The sequence below is a fragment of the Mesorhizobium sp. P3_A8 genome, assembly GCF_056402995.1.
In genome coordinates this window covers 647,414-661,232 of the sequence record NZ_JBFUGI010000001.1, presented here as the reverse complement: position 1 = coordinate 661,232, position 13,819 = coordinate 647,414, and the positions used below count along the sequence as shown (strand labels likewise).

Below are 13,819 nucleotides of genomic sequence, written 5' to 3'. Positions count from 1 at the left end.
TCAATCCAGTGTTTCGCTCAGTCCTTCAGGGGCACACCGAGGTTCTCGTAGGCGACCGGGTCACGGCTCTTCAAGGCGCCGGCCAGCAGCAGGCCGATCACCGCAGCGATGAGCACCAGCCCCGGCAGGAACACGCCGAGGAAGCCGCCGGCTCCCGACAGGCTGCCGAAATTGATGACGATCAGGTAGATGATAACGACGAAGGCAATGAAGGTCAGCCCGGGCAGGATGGTGGTCTTCAGCGCGTTCTCTTGGCTGGACGGGTTGGCGCGGAAGTACATCACCACGGCGAGCGAGGCGACGGCCATCATGACGATGACGCCGAGCGTCGCGACATTTGTCAGCCACGAAAACAGTGCCAGCACCGGGTCGAGACCAAGCACGGCGAACAGGCCGACGACGACAGCCGCCAGCACGCTCTGGATCACCGAGGCGACATGCGGGCTCTGATGCGCCGAATGCGTCACGCCGATCGACTGCGGCAAAAGCTTTTCGCGGCCCGAGACGTAGATGTAGCGGGCAACCGCATTGTGGAAGGCCAGCACACCGGCAAACAGGCTCGACACGAACAGGATGCTCATCGCATGCGTCAGCAGCGTTCCGGCATAACGGTCGGACAGGCCGAACAGAAAGGTCGTCGGATCCTGCAGGCCCTGCAATGCCGGCAGCAATTTGTCGACGCCGGCACCGACCGCCATCAGCCATGCGGTGACCATATAGAACACGCCGATCAGGATGACGGAGAAATAGGTGGCGCGCGGAATGGTGACTTTGGGGTCACGGGCTTCCTCGGCGTAGATCGTCGTCGCCTCGAAGCCGATGAAGGCGGCGAAGCAGAACAGGATGGCGATCGCCGGCGCGCCCGATGTGATCTGGCTCCAGCTGAACGGAGCCGCCGACAGGCCGCTGTCGCCTCCGGTCTTGAGGATTGTAAGATCGAGGATCAGCACCACGGCATACTCGCAGAGAACCAGCACCGTCAGGATTTTGGCCGACAGGTCGACCTGGCGGTAACCGAGCACGGCGACGATGGCGATGGCGATGAAGCTCCACACCCACCAGGGCAGGTTGATGCCCCAACCGGCGAACAGCCCTGATGTGGCCGCACCGAGCAGGGCCATGACGCCGATCTGCATGGCATTGTAGGACAGGATGGCGATCAGCGCCGTGGCGCCGCCGGCCAAGCCGCCGAGACCGCGCGCGGCATAGGCATAGAAGGCGCCGGCATTGCCGACATGGCGCGACATGGCGACATAGCCGACCGCAAACAGGAGCAGCAGCACTGTCACGATCAGATAGGTGCCGGCAAAGCCCGCGCCATTGCCCATCAGCATGCCGAGCGGCGTGCCGCCGGCGACCGCCGTGAGCGGAGCCGCCGCCGAAATCACCATGAAGGTGATGGCGCCGACGCCGAGACTGTTCTTGCGCAGCCTGTTGGCCGGCGCCTGTTCCGAAACTGCTGTCATTGGTCCCTCCTGTTCGCGAACATCGTCGTCCGCCGGCCGCTTGGCCTGTCCCACACGCTCTGGATGTCGGTTCATTATTTGAACCCTTATTTTGAATATAGACTTGCAAACAAAGCGGCTTCCTGTCAAGTTAATTCACACGTTAATTGATTACTCGATCCAGGAGGATGCGTTGGGTACGGTTGGCAAGGCGATTTCACTTCTGGAGCTGTTCACCGTGGCCGAGCCCGAGCTCGGGTTGACCGACCTGGCGCGCCGCTCGGGCTTCGACAAGGCGACGACGCGGCGGCTGCTGGTGGCCCTGACCGGCCATGGCTTTGTCGAGCAGGATTCCGGCACGCGGCACTACAGGCTCGGCGCCGGCCTGTCGCGGCTGGCGCGCATCCGCGAGGCCCGTTTTCCCTTCCTGCAGACCGCGGTGCCGCTGGTACGGGACCTGGCAAATGCCACGGCCGAGACCGTGCATCTGTCGGAATTCGGCACCGACAGGCTGGTCACCGTCCATGTCGAACATCCCAGCTGGGCAAACCGGGTCAACATCGATATCGGCCAGCTTCTGCCCCTGCATTCGACCGCGTCGGGCATCGCCTATCTGGCTTTCGCCAGGGATGAGGCCATCAAGGCATGTCTGGCGGGTCCGCTCGAAGCGTTCACGGCGCATACGCTGATCGAGCCCTCTGCCATCTCGCGCTCCATGGCTGAGGCGCGCGAGCGCGGCTATTCGATCTGCGATCAGGGTCTCGAAGAAGGCGTCATCAGTGTTGCGGCGGCAATCCTGGCGGCGGATGGCTTCGCGCTCGGCACCATCGCGGTGGCGGCACCAAAGGCCAGGACGACGGCGGTCGCAATTGAAGAACGAGGACTTGCGGTGATGGAAGCGGCAAGGGAAATTTCGATGCGCCTCAATGGCGACAATTTGCAAACCCTGAGGAGGCAGGCCTGATGTCTGCACAGACAACGCCCCGCATCCTGGTCATCGGCACCGGCGACACCAAGGCCGAAGAGCTGCTGTTCATGAAGCAGTGCATCGAGGCATCGGGCGGCAGCGCTGTGATGATGGATGTCAGCGTTCTCGGCAATCCGCCCTACAGCCCCGATCACGACAAGCATGCCGTGGCTCGCGCCGTCGACGTGACCATCGAGGAGATTGTTTCGAGCGGTGACGAGAACACCGCCATGACGCTGATGGCCGGCGGCGCCGTGCAACTCGTGCGCAAGCTGCATCGGAATGGCGAGATCGACGCCTTCATCGCCATAGGCGGCTCGATGGGTACCGATCTGGCGCTCGACGTGGCGCTTTCCCTGCCGCTCGGCGTGCCGAAATTCGTCGTCTCGACCATCGCCTATTCGCACCTCATCCCGCCCGAGCGCGTCGCGCCGGACCTGATGATGATCCTCTGGGCCGGCGGCCTCTACGGCCTCAACTCGATCTGCAAGCTGGTCCTGTCGCAGGCCTGCGGTGCGGTAGTCGGGGCGGCGAAAATCGTGCTTGCCGAACGCGCGTCGGCGCCGGCGATCGGCCCGACCATCGGCATGACCTCTCTCGGCAGCTCCTGCCTGCGCTACATGAAGACGCTGAAGCCGGCATTGGAACGGCGCGGCTATGACGTCGCCGTCTTCCACACCACCGGAATGGGCGGCCGCGCCTTCGAATCGATCGGCGGCCAGGACCATTTCTGCGCCGTCTTCGACTTCAGCCTGCAGGAAATCACCAACCATCTGGCCGGCTCCGTCGTCAGTTCCGGCGCCGACCGGCTGGAAAATGCCGGCGCCCGCGGCATCCCGCAGATCGCGGCGCCGGGCGCGGTGGACATGGTCGATCTGCCGACCTGGCAGGATTTGCCGGCTAAATTTTCTGAGCGCCCTTTTCATGCCCACAACAGATTGATCGCCTCGGTCACCGTTGATGCCGATGACCGCCGCCAGGTCGCCAGGGCCATCGCGGCCAAGCTCGGCGCCTCGAAAGGCCGCTCCGCCTTCATCCTGCCGTCTCGGGGCATCCAGGAATGGGACACGCAGGGCGAGCCGCTTTATGAACCGGAAGCGCTTGCCGCCTTTGTCGACGAAATGCGCAAGGCGATCCCCGCCAGCGTCGAGTTCCACGAGATCGACGCTCACATCAACAGCGACGACTTTGTCGGCAAGGCGCTGGAAATCTTCGACCGCTGGGTCGAGGAAGGCGTCATCCCGCGGGGCATGCCGGCCAAGGGAGTGGCCGCGTGAGTGCTCCCGTGGCCCAAGCGCTGGTTCTCGATTTCGGCGGCGTCGTCACAAGGACGCTGTTCGAAACCCATGCCTTGACCGAACAGGCGCTTGGGCTGAAGCCCGGCACGCTGCAATGGCGCGGGCCGTTCGATCCGAACAGCGACCCGCTGTGGCGTTCGATGCAGGCCGACGAGATCAGCGAGCGCGACTATTGGCGCACGCGCACGAGCGAGGTCGGCCGACTGGTCGGCGAGGACTGGCAGGCGATGGAAACCTTTGTCCAGCGAGCGCGTGGCGCCGAGCCGGAAAAGGTGGTGCGGCCCGAAGCCGACCGTACCATCCGCGCTGTCCATGCCGCCGGCTTTCGCCTGGCGATCCTGTCCAACGAACTCGACCTGTTCTACGGCGCCGACTTCCGTCGGCGGCTGCCGTTGCTCGGCCTCTTTGACGTCATTGTAGACGCCACCCATACCGGCATCCTCAAGCCCGACCCGCGCGCCTATGGCTTCGTCACCGAAGCGCTTGATCTGCCTGCCGGTGCCTGCGTGTTCGTCGACGACCAGCAGCGCAATGTAGATGGCGGCCGTGCCGCCGGCATGCGCACCGTTCATTTCGACGTTGCCCGGCCGGCGCAGTCCTATGCCGAAGCCCTTGCCCATTTCGATCTCGTCCCCTGAGACCACTGCGGAGCCTTGTCATGCGCGACATCAATTTCCTCACCGAGACCAACGCCAAGCCGATCTGGCATCCGATGGCGCATCCGGCCGAGATGCGGGCCAATCCGCCCAAGGTGATCATGAAGGGCGAGGGCGTCATGGTCACCGACATCGCCGGCAACACCGTGCTCGACGCCGTTGGCGGCCTGTGGAACGTCAATCTCGGCTACAGCTGCGACCCGATCAAGAAGGCGATCGCCGATCAGCTCGGCGCGCTGCCCTACTATTCCGGCTTTCGTGGCACCTCGACCGGACCGTCGATCGAGCTCGCCTACGAACTCGCGGAATGGTTCGCGCCGGAAGGCATGGTGCGGACCTTCTTCACCTCGGGTGGCTCGGATTCGGTCGAGACCGCGCTGCGGCTGGCGAGGCAATATTGGAAGATCCGCGGCCAGGGTGACCGGACAAAATTCCTGGCGCTCAAGAAGGGCTATCACGGCACGCATTTCGGCGGCGCCTCGGTCAATGGCAACGCCAATTTTCGCCGCAACTACGAGCCGCTGCTGCCCGGCGTCTTCCACATTCCGGCACCCTGGACCTTCCGCAACCCATTCGACGAGACCGACCCGGCGCGCCTGGCCAAACTCTGCGCCAAGGCGCTGGAGGACGAGATCGCCTTCCAGGGCGGCGACACCATCGCCGCTTTCATCATGGAACCGGTTCTCGGCGCCGGCGGCGTCATCGTTCCGCATGAGAGCTTCATGCCGCTGGTGCGCGAGATCTGCGACCGCCACGAAATCCTTTTGATCGCCGACGAGGTCGTCACCGGCTTCGGCCGCACCGGCGCCTGGTCGGGCTCGCGGCTGTCGGGCGTGAAGCCGGATTTCATGACCATCGCCAAGGCGATCACCTCGGGCTATTTCCCCCTCGGCGCGACGCTGATTGGCGCCAAGGTTGCCGATCTCTTCGAGGCCGACAAGACCAGCTTTGGCGCCATCGGCCATGGCTACACCTATTCCGGCCATCCCGTCGGCTGCGCGGCGGGACTGGCGGCGCTAGCCGAAACCAAACGGCTTCGCCTGAACGAAAACGCGGCCGCACGCGGTGTCGAACTGGCGGCCGTGCTGGAGGGGCTGAAGGCCAGAAACGCCATCGTTGGCGATGTCCGTTACAAGGGCCTGATGGCTGCGGTCGAGCTGGTCTCGGATCGCGCGACGAAAAAACCAGCCGACAAGAAGACCATGGCCGTGGTTTCGGAGGCTGCCTACGAAGCCGGCGTCATGCTGCGTGTCTCCGGCAACACCATCATCCTGTCGCCGCCACTGATCATCAGCGCCGCCGATGTCGCCAAGATCAGTGAGGCGATCGGCGCAGGCCTGGCGAAGGTCTGATGAGCCGGCGGATACAACGAGGTCTAGGTACCTACAGATGACACAATCGCAGAAGAAACTGACCGAGGCGACGCTGATTAGCCGGCGTTCTCGCCTGCTCGGCGCGAAATCCCAGTTGTTCTATGACGAGCCCGTGCACCTGGTGCGCGGCGAAGGCGTCTGGCTTCACGATGCCGACGGCCGCAAATATCTCGATGCCTATAACAATGTCGCCCATGTCGGCCATTGTCACCCGCATGTGGTCGAGGCGCTGTGCCGGCAGGCAACCCTGCTCAACACCCACACGCGCTATCTGCACACCGCGATCCTCGACTATGTCGAGCGGCTGACCGCGACCTTCGATGCCAGCCTGTCCACCGCCATCCTCACCTGCACCGGCAGCGAGGCCAACGACATCGCGCTGCGCATGGCGCAGGCGACTTCAGGCCAGATGGGCATCATCGCCACCGACGCCACCTATCACGGCAACACCACGGCGGTTTCGCAGCTCTCAACCCGCATGCCGCCGGTCGGCGGCCGCGCTCCCTATGTCAGGCTGGTGCCGGCGCCCGACAGTTTTCGCCATCCCGATGCGATGGCCAACGGCAGGGCGTTTGGCGATGCCGTGAGCGAAGCCATCGCCTCGCTGGCGAAGGACGGCATCGGCCTGTCGGGCATGATCCTGTGCCCACTGCTCGCCAATGAAGGTTTTCCGACGCTGCCCGCCGGCTTCTTCGACGACGCCATCGCGGCGGTGCGCGAAGCGGGTGGGCTGGTCATCGCCGACGAGGTGCAGCCCGGCTTCGGCCGCACCGGCAGCCATTTCTGGGGCCATCAGCGCGCCGACTTCACCCCCGACATCGTCACCATGGGCAAGCCGATGGGCAATGGTCATCCGATCGCCGCAGTCGTCACCACTGGGCAAATCCTCGCGACCTTCCGCAATGCCTTCCGCTACTTCAACACCTTCGGCGGCAATCCGGTTTCCTGCGCGGTCGCCAATGCCGTGCTCGATGTCCTGGAACAGGAGAACCTTGTCGCCAACGCGCATAATGTCGGCGCATATGCGCTCGACCTGCTGCGGCCGCTGGCCGACCGGTATGACTGCATCGGCGAAGTCCGGGGCGCCGGGCTGTTCTTCGGCGCCGAGCTGGTCCGCGACCGCGAGACGCGCGAGCCCGCGCCCGACACTGCCGGGCGCGTCATCAACGCCATGCGCGATCGTGGCGTGCTGATGGGCAGGACCGGCATTCATGGCAATGTGCTGAAGATCCGCCCGCCCATGCCGTTTTCCCGCGACAATGCCGCCTTCCTGATCGGCACGCTCGACGAGGTGCTTGGTGAAGTCGCCGGAGTGGCGGCGTGAACGCAGTGCCCGCGCGATCCGAGCCTGAGACGGCGGCTGATGTCACCGAGCTTGCCCGGCACGCGCTCGAGCATTGGGGCGTCCGCGACAGTGAGCCGGAGCTGCTGAAATACCGCGAGAATGCAGTCTTCCGCGTCCGCTTACCCGACGGCCGGCCCGCCGCCATGCGGATCCATCGGCTCGGCTATCACACCGATGCCGCCCTGCGCTCGGAGCTGCAATGGATGGGCTTTCTGCAATCCGCCGGTATCGCCACACCGTCTCCGGTTGCGACGCAGGCCGGCGATCTGTTCGTGCTGGTCAGTACGGTCGTTTCGACACAGCCCAGGCAAGCCGATTGTCTGACCTGGCTGGACGGCCGCGCCGTCGGGGCGCGAGGCGTGCCGCTGGACTACACCCCTGAACAGGCAAGACAGGTCTTCACAGCGATCGGGCGAACCATCGCCCACATGCACAATGTCACTGCCGCCTGGACGCCACCCGCTGGCTTTGCGCGCCATGCCTGGGATTTCGACGGCTTCTTCGGCCCGGCCCCGACATGGGGTCGTTTCGAGACCTCGCCCTTCCTCGATGGCTCCCGTCGCGAACTGGTTTTCCAGGCACGGGACAAGGCCGTGAAGGCGCTGTCGGCGCATGAACGCACCGCCCGCAATTTCGGCATCATCCACGCTGATCTCGTGCGCGAGAACGTGCTCATCCATGACGGCGCGGTGCGCATCATCGACTTTGACGATTGTGGCCATGGCTGGCACATGTACGATCTCGCCGTTGCGCTCTACCAGAACCGTGAGGAGCCGATCTATCTGCTGATCGAGGCAGCCCTACTCGACGGCTATCGGCAAGAGCGCGAACTGACGACGCAGGATGTCGCGGCCTTGCCGCTGTTTTCAGCGTTGCGGGCCTTCGCTTTCCTTGGCTGGGTTCAGAGCCGCGTCGAAGGCGACATCACCAGGGAGGTCGGGCACCGCATGTCAAACATTGCGGCCGATGTGGTGATTGCCTACCTGCGCGGCGAATAGGGACGACTGACAGGAGCCGTCAGCTCTTGGCGAAATGGATGCTGACCGTGCCTGAACTGCCGAAATCGGCGACGATCGTGTCGCCCGGCCGCGCCTCGACCGGGCGCACGAATGACCCGGACAGCACCACCTCGCCGGCGGCAATCGACAGGCCGTAGCGGGCGAGCCTGTCCGCCAGCCAGGCGATGCCCATCGCCGGATGGTTGAGTACCCCGGCGCCAAGCCCGGTCTCCTCGACCTCGGCGTTGCGCGAGACGATGGCGCCGATCCAGCGCATGTCGGCTTCATCAGGCCGCTGCGGTCGGCCGCCGATGACGATGCCGGCATTGGCGGCGTTGTCGGAGATCGTGTCGAAGAAGGTGCGCACCTTCTTCGTCTCGGCATTGACGCGCTCGATGCGGGTGTCGAGGATTTCCAGCGCCGGCGTGATGTAGTCGGTGGCGTTGAACACGTCGAAGATGGTCACGCCAGGCCCTTTGAGCGGCGCCTTCATAACGAAGGCGATCTCGGCCTCGACGCGCGGCTGGATGAAGCGGCCGGCCGGGATTGTCGCGCCATCGTTGAAGAACATGTCGTCGAACAGCACGCCGGAATCCGGGGTGTCGATGGCCAGCGCATATTGCATCGCCTTGGAGGTCAGGCCGATCTTCCAGCCCTTCGGCTTCAGCCCAGCATCGATCTTGCGCGTCACCAGCGCCGCCTGGACGCGATAGGCGTCCTCCATGGTCGCTTGCGGGTAATCGAGGCTGAGCAGCCGGATCTGGCGGCGTGAACGCTCGGCCTCGAACAACCGTGCCGCCGCGTCTTCCACTTGTTCCGGGGTCATGCGATTGCCTCGTCGACGACGCTGTTGCGGAGCACGCCGATGCCGTCGGCCTCGACCTCGATGACGTCACCGGGTTTCAGCCAGATCGGCGGGTCGAAGCGGGCGCCGGCGCCGGTCGGCGTGCCGGTAACGATGATATCGCCAGGCACCAGCGTGGTGAAGGTCGAGATGTAGTTGATGATCTTGCGGAAGGAAAAGATCATCCGGCTGGTGCGATCCTGCTGGCGGATCTCGCCATTGACGCGGGTGGAGAGCGTAATGTCGGCGATCTGCGCCTCATCCGTGAACGGCACCAGCCATGGGCCGATCGAACCGGTGCGGTCGAAATTCTTGCCTTGTGTGACGTTGAACTTGGCGTGCCGCACCCAGTCGCGGATGGTGCCTTCATTGCACAGCGACAGTGCCGCGATATGGCCGAGCGCATCCGCCTCGGCGATGCGTCGCCCGCTCTTGCCGATGACGATGACGACCTCACCCTCATAATCGAGCTGCGGCGATTCCGGCGGCCGCACCAGCGCAGCGCCATGGCCGACAAAGGAGCGGGGAAAGCGGATGAACAGCGACGGGTTGGCAGGTGCTGCCTGGCCGTCCTTGTACTCCTCGTTGCGGTCCGGATAGTTGACGCCGACACAGATGATCTTCTCCGGCGACGGGATCGGGATGCCGTAGGCGATGGCGTCGAGCGGGAAATCGACGGCAAACGCTTCGGCCTCTTCCACCAGCCGCCGCAAGGCGCCGGCCTCGATCACCTCGCGCAATGTCGGCCACTGGCTGTGGCGGGCCGACAGGTCGACCATGCCCTTGCCGGTGACCGCGCCGTAACGCGTCTTGCCGTTGATGGAGAAGGTTGCGAGCCGGTTCATGGCGCTGCTCACGGCGCAATGATCGGCGAAGCTGTCAGGTCCGGCTGACGTGACACTGCGCCGGCAAAAATGCTGCCTTCCTCGAACCAGCTTTTCGGCGCCGGTGCGCCCCACAACGTCTGGCGCTGCGGGTCCTTGAGGTCCCATTTGATCGGCTCGAGGTCCGGATCGACCGTCTGGTAGTCCGAACAGTAGATCTCGATGCGGTGATTGTCGGGGTCTCTGACATAAAGGAAGAAGGCGTTGGAAATGCCGTGCCGGCCCGGGCCGCGTTCGATGTTCGGCAAATAGCCGGTCGTCGCCATCAAATCGAGCAGGTCGATGATGTTGAGCGGCGTCGGCACCCAGAAGGCGACATGATGCAGGCGCGGACCGACGCCATTGGTGAAGGCGATGTCATGCACACCGCCCTTGCGGTGCGTCCAGGCTGCCCACAGCTTCCCGCTCGAGGCATCCTCGGTGTATTCGGTCACGCGAAAACCGAGCTCGTTGTAGAAGGCGACGGACTCGTCGACATTGGGCGAGAAGCAGTTGAAGTGGTCGATGCGCAGCGGCTTCACGCCGTGATAGAGCGCGTATTTCTGATGGATCGGCGGCAGCCTTGCCATCTCAGCGTAGAATTCGAGCGGAATGCCGTGCGGGTCACGCGTGCGGAAGGTGCGCGACTGGTAGGGCCGCTCGACCCATTCCACCGGCAGGCCCTTGGCCCTGAAGAAATGCTCGGCCTTGTCGAGATCCTCGTCCGAAAACACCTTGAAGCCGAGGTCGCGCGCTTCCGGCGTCGTCGCCTTGCGCAGCACGATGCAGTGATGGCCACGCTCCTCCATGGCGCGCAGGTAGATGGCGCCTGAGGTCTCATCGGTGACCTGCAGGCCGAGCGTGTCGACATAGAAGGCGCGCGACTTGGCAAGGTCGGTGACCGCCAGTTCGACATGGCTGAGGCGTACGATGTTGAAGGCGGGATAGAGGTTGGGCTTGGGCAAGGGCATTCTGATCTCCTCCGTCAGCCGCCGAGTTTCTGGATGGCGTGCGCCGTCGTTGCAAAGGCGACGTTCTTCGTCTCCATGTAGAAGTCGAAGGAATGGTCGCCGCCGTCGCGGCCGATGCCGGAATTCTTGACGCCGCCGAACGGCGTCGGCAGATGCCGCACATTCTCCGAATTGACCCAGATCATGCCGGCCTCCAGCGCATCGGTGAAGCGGAAGGCACGGGTCACATCAGAGGTCCAGAGATAGCCGGTCAGGCCATATTGCGTGTCGTTGGCCAGCGCCAGCGCTTCCGCCTCGTCCTTGAAGGCGATTGCCGTTAGCACCGGCCCGAAAATCTCCTCCTGGGCAATGCGCATCTTGTTGGTGGCGCCGGTGAACAGCGTCGGGCTGACATAGCAGCCGCCACCCGGACCGGCGAACTTGCCGCCGCCGGCGGCAACCACCGCGCCTTCCGATTTGCCGATCTCGATATAGGAAAGCACTTTTTCCTCGTGCACCGGATGGATCAGCGGCCCGACCACCGTTTTCGGGTCCAGCGGATGGCCGATCTTGATGCGCTTTGCCTTCTCCGCCACCAGGTCGGTGAACTGGTCGTAGACCGAGGCCTCGACCAGCAGCCGCGACGACGAGGTGCAGCGTTCGCCGTTGAGCGAGTAGATCATGAACACCGCCGCATCGGCCGCGCGTTCGAGATCGGCGTCGGCGAAGACGATCACCGGGTTCTTGCCGCCGAGCTCGAAATGCACGCGCTTCAGCGTGTCGGCGCCCTGTTTCATGATCATCGAGCCGGTGCGGCTCTCGCCGACGAAGCCGATCGCCTTGATGTCGGGATGTTTGGTCAGCGCCTTGCCGGCATGCTCGCCAAGGCCGTTGACCAGGTTCCACACGCCTTTCGGCAGGCCGGCCTCCTCGGCGATCTCGACCAGCAGGCGTGCGCTCAGCGGCGAGAATTCAGCCGGCTTATGAACGACGGTGCAGCCGGCCGCCAGTGCCGGCGCGATCTTCCAGGTCGACAGCATGAACGGCGTGTTCCATGGCGTGATGATGCCGACCGGGCCGATTGGCACGCGGGTGGTGATGTTGACCTGGCCTGTGGTCCGCAGCGTTTCGCCATCACGCGCTTCCGGCGCGCGGTCGGCGAAGAAGCGGAAATTTTCCGCACCGCGCAGCGCCGCCTTGGCCATGAACTTCAGCGCCTGGCCGGTGTCCATGCATTCGACGAAGGCGATCTCCTCGGCGCGTGCCTCGATCGCGTCGGCTATTTTGTGCAGCAGCTTTTTGCGTGTCTCGCCCGGCATGGCGGCCCAGGCCGGGAATGCCGCCTTCGCCGCCTTGGCAGCGCGGTCGATATCGGCGGCGCCACCGCGCGCGACCTTGGCCAGCGGCTTCAGGTCGACCGGCGACAGCGTCTCGAAGGTCGAACCATCGGCGGCCGGCACCGCCTCGCCGCCGATCTGGTTCAACACGCCGTTGGTCTTGAAGCGGGCCAGATAGGCCTCGGCCTTTTTCAGATTGCCTTCGAGGTCGGACATGTCAGTCTTCCGTCACTTGCCGCGCAGCCGCGGGTGGATTGCATTCTTCTTCCAGCTCAGCACGGGGTCGATTTCCCGGATCTCCAGCGACAGAGCGAAATGCGGGGTCTCGAACAGCGCGGCGAGGTATTGGCTCACCGCCGCGAAGATGGCCTCGCCGGTCCGCTTCTTGTCCTCGGCGCTGCGGCCGGTGCCGATGCGAAACGACATGTCGAGAAAGGTGTTTTCGGGCAGCCTGTCGGCAATGGCGTAGGCCTCGGCGCGGAAGGCCCGCACCCGCACCGCGCCGGTCTCGAACAGCCCGGTGTCGAGCACCGTGCGCAACACCAGCGCGCACAATTCGCCCATGTCGACCGTGGCATCGAGATTGGCCGAATACTCGATGGAGAAGTGAGGCACCGCGTTTCGTTCCCTGGATCATTGCTTTGTTGTAGTTAACGCGTTAATTACATGTGGTATCGCCGAAGTCAAGCCTTGCATCCGGCCTGAGGCGACTATACGGGATGGAAAGGTCGGGTTTTGGCGTTGTCCATATCGGGTCAAATCCGACTGACAACCGCATGATTGGGGACGCTGCTTCTTGCTGCCTGAAAACACTCGTCGTTCCCTGCCAATGGCGCTGCTTCACGCCCGCGAAGTGGTGATGGCGCGGTTTCGCCCGATGCTTGCGGCGCATGACGTGACCGAACAGCAATGGCGTGTGCTGCGCGTGCTGAGCGAAGCCGGCTCGGTCGAGGCGACGGAACTTGCCGATCGCGCCTCGGTGTTGCCGCCCAGCCTGACCCGCATCATCAAGGCGCTCGAGGGCCGAAAATTCATCACCCGCAACAAGGCGGAAGGCGACGGCCGCCGCGTCATCCTGACCATCGCCCCGGCCGGTTCAGCCTTGATCGACGCCTTGTCGCCCGAACGCCGTGTCATCTACGACGACATCGAGCGCCGCTTCGGCCATGAGAAGTTGGAGCGGTTGCTCGATCTCCTGGAGACCTTGATCGACGGCGAGAGCTGAGACTCACCCGCCAAAACTCCCCAGCCGCGTCGGCTGCGTGTAATTGCGGTCGACATAGAGCAGCGCCGAGCCGCCGCTGCCGTGCCTGACATCGATGACGCGGCCGATCATGACATTGTGCGTGCCGACGATGTGCACGTCCTCGATCTCGCAATCGAAATTGACGATCGCGTCCGACAGCGCCGGCGTGCCCGATGTCAGTGTCTGCCAGCGCGCCGCCGAATAACGCGCCTCCATGTCGCGTGTCGCGCCGGCAAACTTTCCCGCCAGGTGCATATGGTCATGCGTCAGCACGTTGACGCAGAAGCGACGGTTGGCGAGGAACATGGCGGCCTGCGTCGAACGCCCGTTCATGCATACCAAGAGCGTCGGCGGCTCGTCGGAAACGCTGCACATGGCGGTGGCTGTGAAGCCGCCGCGCCCGGCCGGCCCATCGGTCGTGACGATGTTGACCGGCGCGCAGACTCTTGCCATGGCGTCGCGGAAATCGGTCTTCGAAATCTGCGTGGCCATCGGCG

General features: G+C 64.3%; 14 protein-coding genes. 7 read left to right on the top strand and 7 right to left on the bottom strand.

Annotated elements, in window-relative coordinates; all coding sequences use genetic code 11:
- Nucleotides 1-17: 17 nt before the first annotated feature.
- Nucleotides 18-1,466, bottom strand: a complete 1,449-nt coding sequence (locus AC1DX4_RS03085; protein ID WP_477218902.1) for an APC family permease — start codon at nucleotides 1,464-1,466, stop codon at nucleotides 18-20.
- Between the two features lie 172 nt (nucleotides 1,467-1,638).
- Between AC1DX4_RS03085 and AC1DX4_RS03080 the strand changes: the two genes are divergently transcribed.
- From AC1DX4_RS03080 to AC1DX4_RS03055, 6 genes are read left to right on the top strand one after another with little or no spacing between them, the layout of a single operon-like run.
- Entirely contained in the window at nucleotides 1,639-2,409 is a 771-nt protein-coding gene (locus AC1DX4_RS03080; RefSeq protein ID WP_477218901.1) for an IclR family transcriptional regulator, read from the top strand.
- The gene (locus AC1DX4_RS03075; protein WP_477218900.1) at nucleotides 2,409-3,689 is read left to right on the top strand and encodes a Tm-1-like ATP-binding domain-containing protein; all 1,281 of its coding nucleotides are present in this window, start codon (nucleotides 2,409-2,411) and stop codon (nucleotides 3,687-3,689) included. Before AC1DX4_RS03080 ends, AC1DX4_RS03075 begins: the two co-directional genes overlap by 1 nt.
- An 8-nt stretch (nucleotides 3,690-3,697) precedes the next feature.
- Nucleotides 3,698-4,348 carry an HAD family hydrolase gene (locus tag AC1DX4_RS03070; protein ID WP_477219112.1) on the top strand — a complete coding sequence of 217 codons (651 nt, stop codon included), beginning with the start codon at nucleotides 3,698-3,700 and terminating at the stop codon, nucleotides 4,346-4,348.
- 20 nt (nucleotides 4,349-4,368) lie between these two features.
- Nucleotides 4,369-5,718 (top strand): aminotransferase class III-fold pyridoxal phosphate-dependent enzyme, encoded by a 1,350-nt coding sequence (locus AC1DX4_RS03065; RefSeq protein ID WP_477218899.1) that lies wholly within the window; start codon nucleotides 4,369-4,371, stop codon nucleotides 5,716-5,718.
- Between the two features lie 37 nt (nucleotides 5,719-5,755).
- A complete protein-coding gene (locus AC1DX4_RS03060) occupies nucleotides 5,756-7,063 on the top strand; it encodes an aminotransferase class III-fold pyridoxal phosphate-dependent enzyme (protein WP_477218898.1) in 1,308 nt (435 codons plus the stop codon).
- A complete protein-coding gene (locus AC1DX4_RS03055) occupies nucleotides 7,060-8,082 on the top strand; it encodes a phosphotransferase enzyme family protein (RefSeq protein WP_477218897.1) in 1,023 nt (340 codons plus the stop codon). Before AC1DX4_RS03060 ends, AC1DX4_RS03055 begins: the two co-directional genes overlap by 4 nt.
- A gap of 19 nt (nucleotides 8,083-8,101) precedes the next feature.
- Here the strand turns inward: AC1DX4_RS03055 and hpaH are convergent, their stop codons facing one another.
- From hpaH to AC1DX4_RS03030, 5 genes are read right to left on the bottom strand one after another with little or no spacing between them, the layout of a single operon-like run.
- Nucleotides 8,102-8,908 (bottom strand): 2-oxo-hept-4-ene-1,7-dioate hydratase, encoded by an 807-nt coding sequence (gene hpaH, locus AC1DX4_RS03050; RefSeq protein WP_477218896.1) that lies wholly within the window; start codon nucleotides 8,906-8,908, stop codon nucleotides 8,102-8,104.
- On the bottom strand, nucleotides 8,905-9,771 hold the full coding sequence (locus AC1DX4_RS03045) for a fumarylacetoacetate hydrolase family protein (protein WP_477218895.1): 867 nt from the start codon (nucleotides 9,769-9,771) through the stop codon (nucleotides 8,905-8,907). Before AC1DX4_RS03045 ends, hpaH begins: the two co-directional genes overlap by 4 nt.
- A gap of 8 nt (nucleotides 9,772-9,779) precedes the next feature.
- Nucleotides 9,780-10,760, bottom strand: a complete 981-nt coding sequence (hpaD, locus tag AC1DX4_RS03040) for a 3,4-dihydroxyphenylacetate 2,3-dioxygenase (protein WP_477218894.1) — start codon at nucleotides 10,758-10,760, stop codon at nucleotides 9,780-9,782.
- A gap of 14 nt (nucleotides 10,761-10,774) precedes the next feature.
- Entirely contained in the window at nucleotides 10,775-12,292 is a 1,518-nt protein-coding gene (gene hpaE, locus AC1DX4_RS03035; protein ID WP_477218893.1) for a 5-carboxymethyl-2-hydroxymuconate semialdehyde dehydrogenase, read from the bottom strand.
- 12 nt (nucleotides 12,293-12,304) lie between these two features.
- On the bottom strand, nucleotides 12,305-12,691 hold the full coding sequence (locus AC1DX4_RS03030) for a 5-carboxymethyl-2-hydroxymuconate isomerase (protein ID WP_477218892.1): 387 nt from the start codon (nucleotides 12,689-12,691) through the stop codon (nucleotides 12,305-12,307).
- 214 nt (nucleotides 12,692-12,905) lie between these two features.
- Here AC1DX4_RS03030 and hpaR point away from each other — a divergent pair, with 214 nt between their 5' ends.
- Nucleotides 12,906-13,301, top strand: coding sequence for a homoprotocatechuate degradation operon regulator HpaR (gene hpaR / locus AC1DX4_RS03025; protein WP_477218891.1), 396 nt, complete (start codon nucleotides 12,906-12,908; stop codon nucleotides 13,299-13,301).
- Between the two features lie 3 nt (nucleotides 13,302-13,304).
- Here hpaR and AC1DX4_RS03020 read toward each other — a convergent pair whose 3' ends face one another.
- Nucleotides 13,305-13,814 carry a flavin reductase gene (locus AC1DX4_RS03020; protein WP_027040919.1) on the bottom strand — a complete coding sequence of 170 codons (510 nt, stop codon included), beginning with the start codon at nucleotides 13,812-13,814 and terminating at the stop codon, nucleotides 13,305-13,307.
- Nucleotides 13,815-13,819 lie beyond the last annotated feature (5 nt).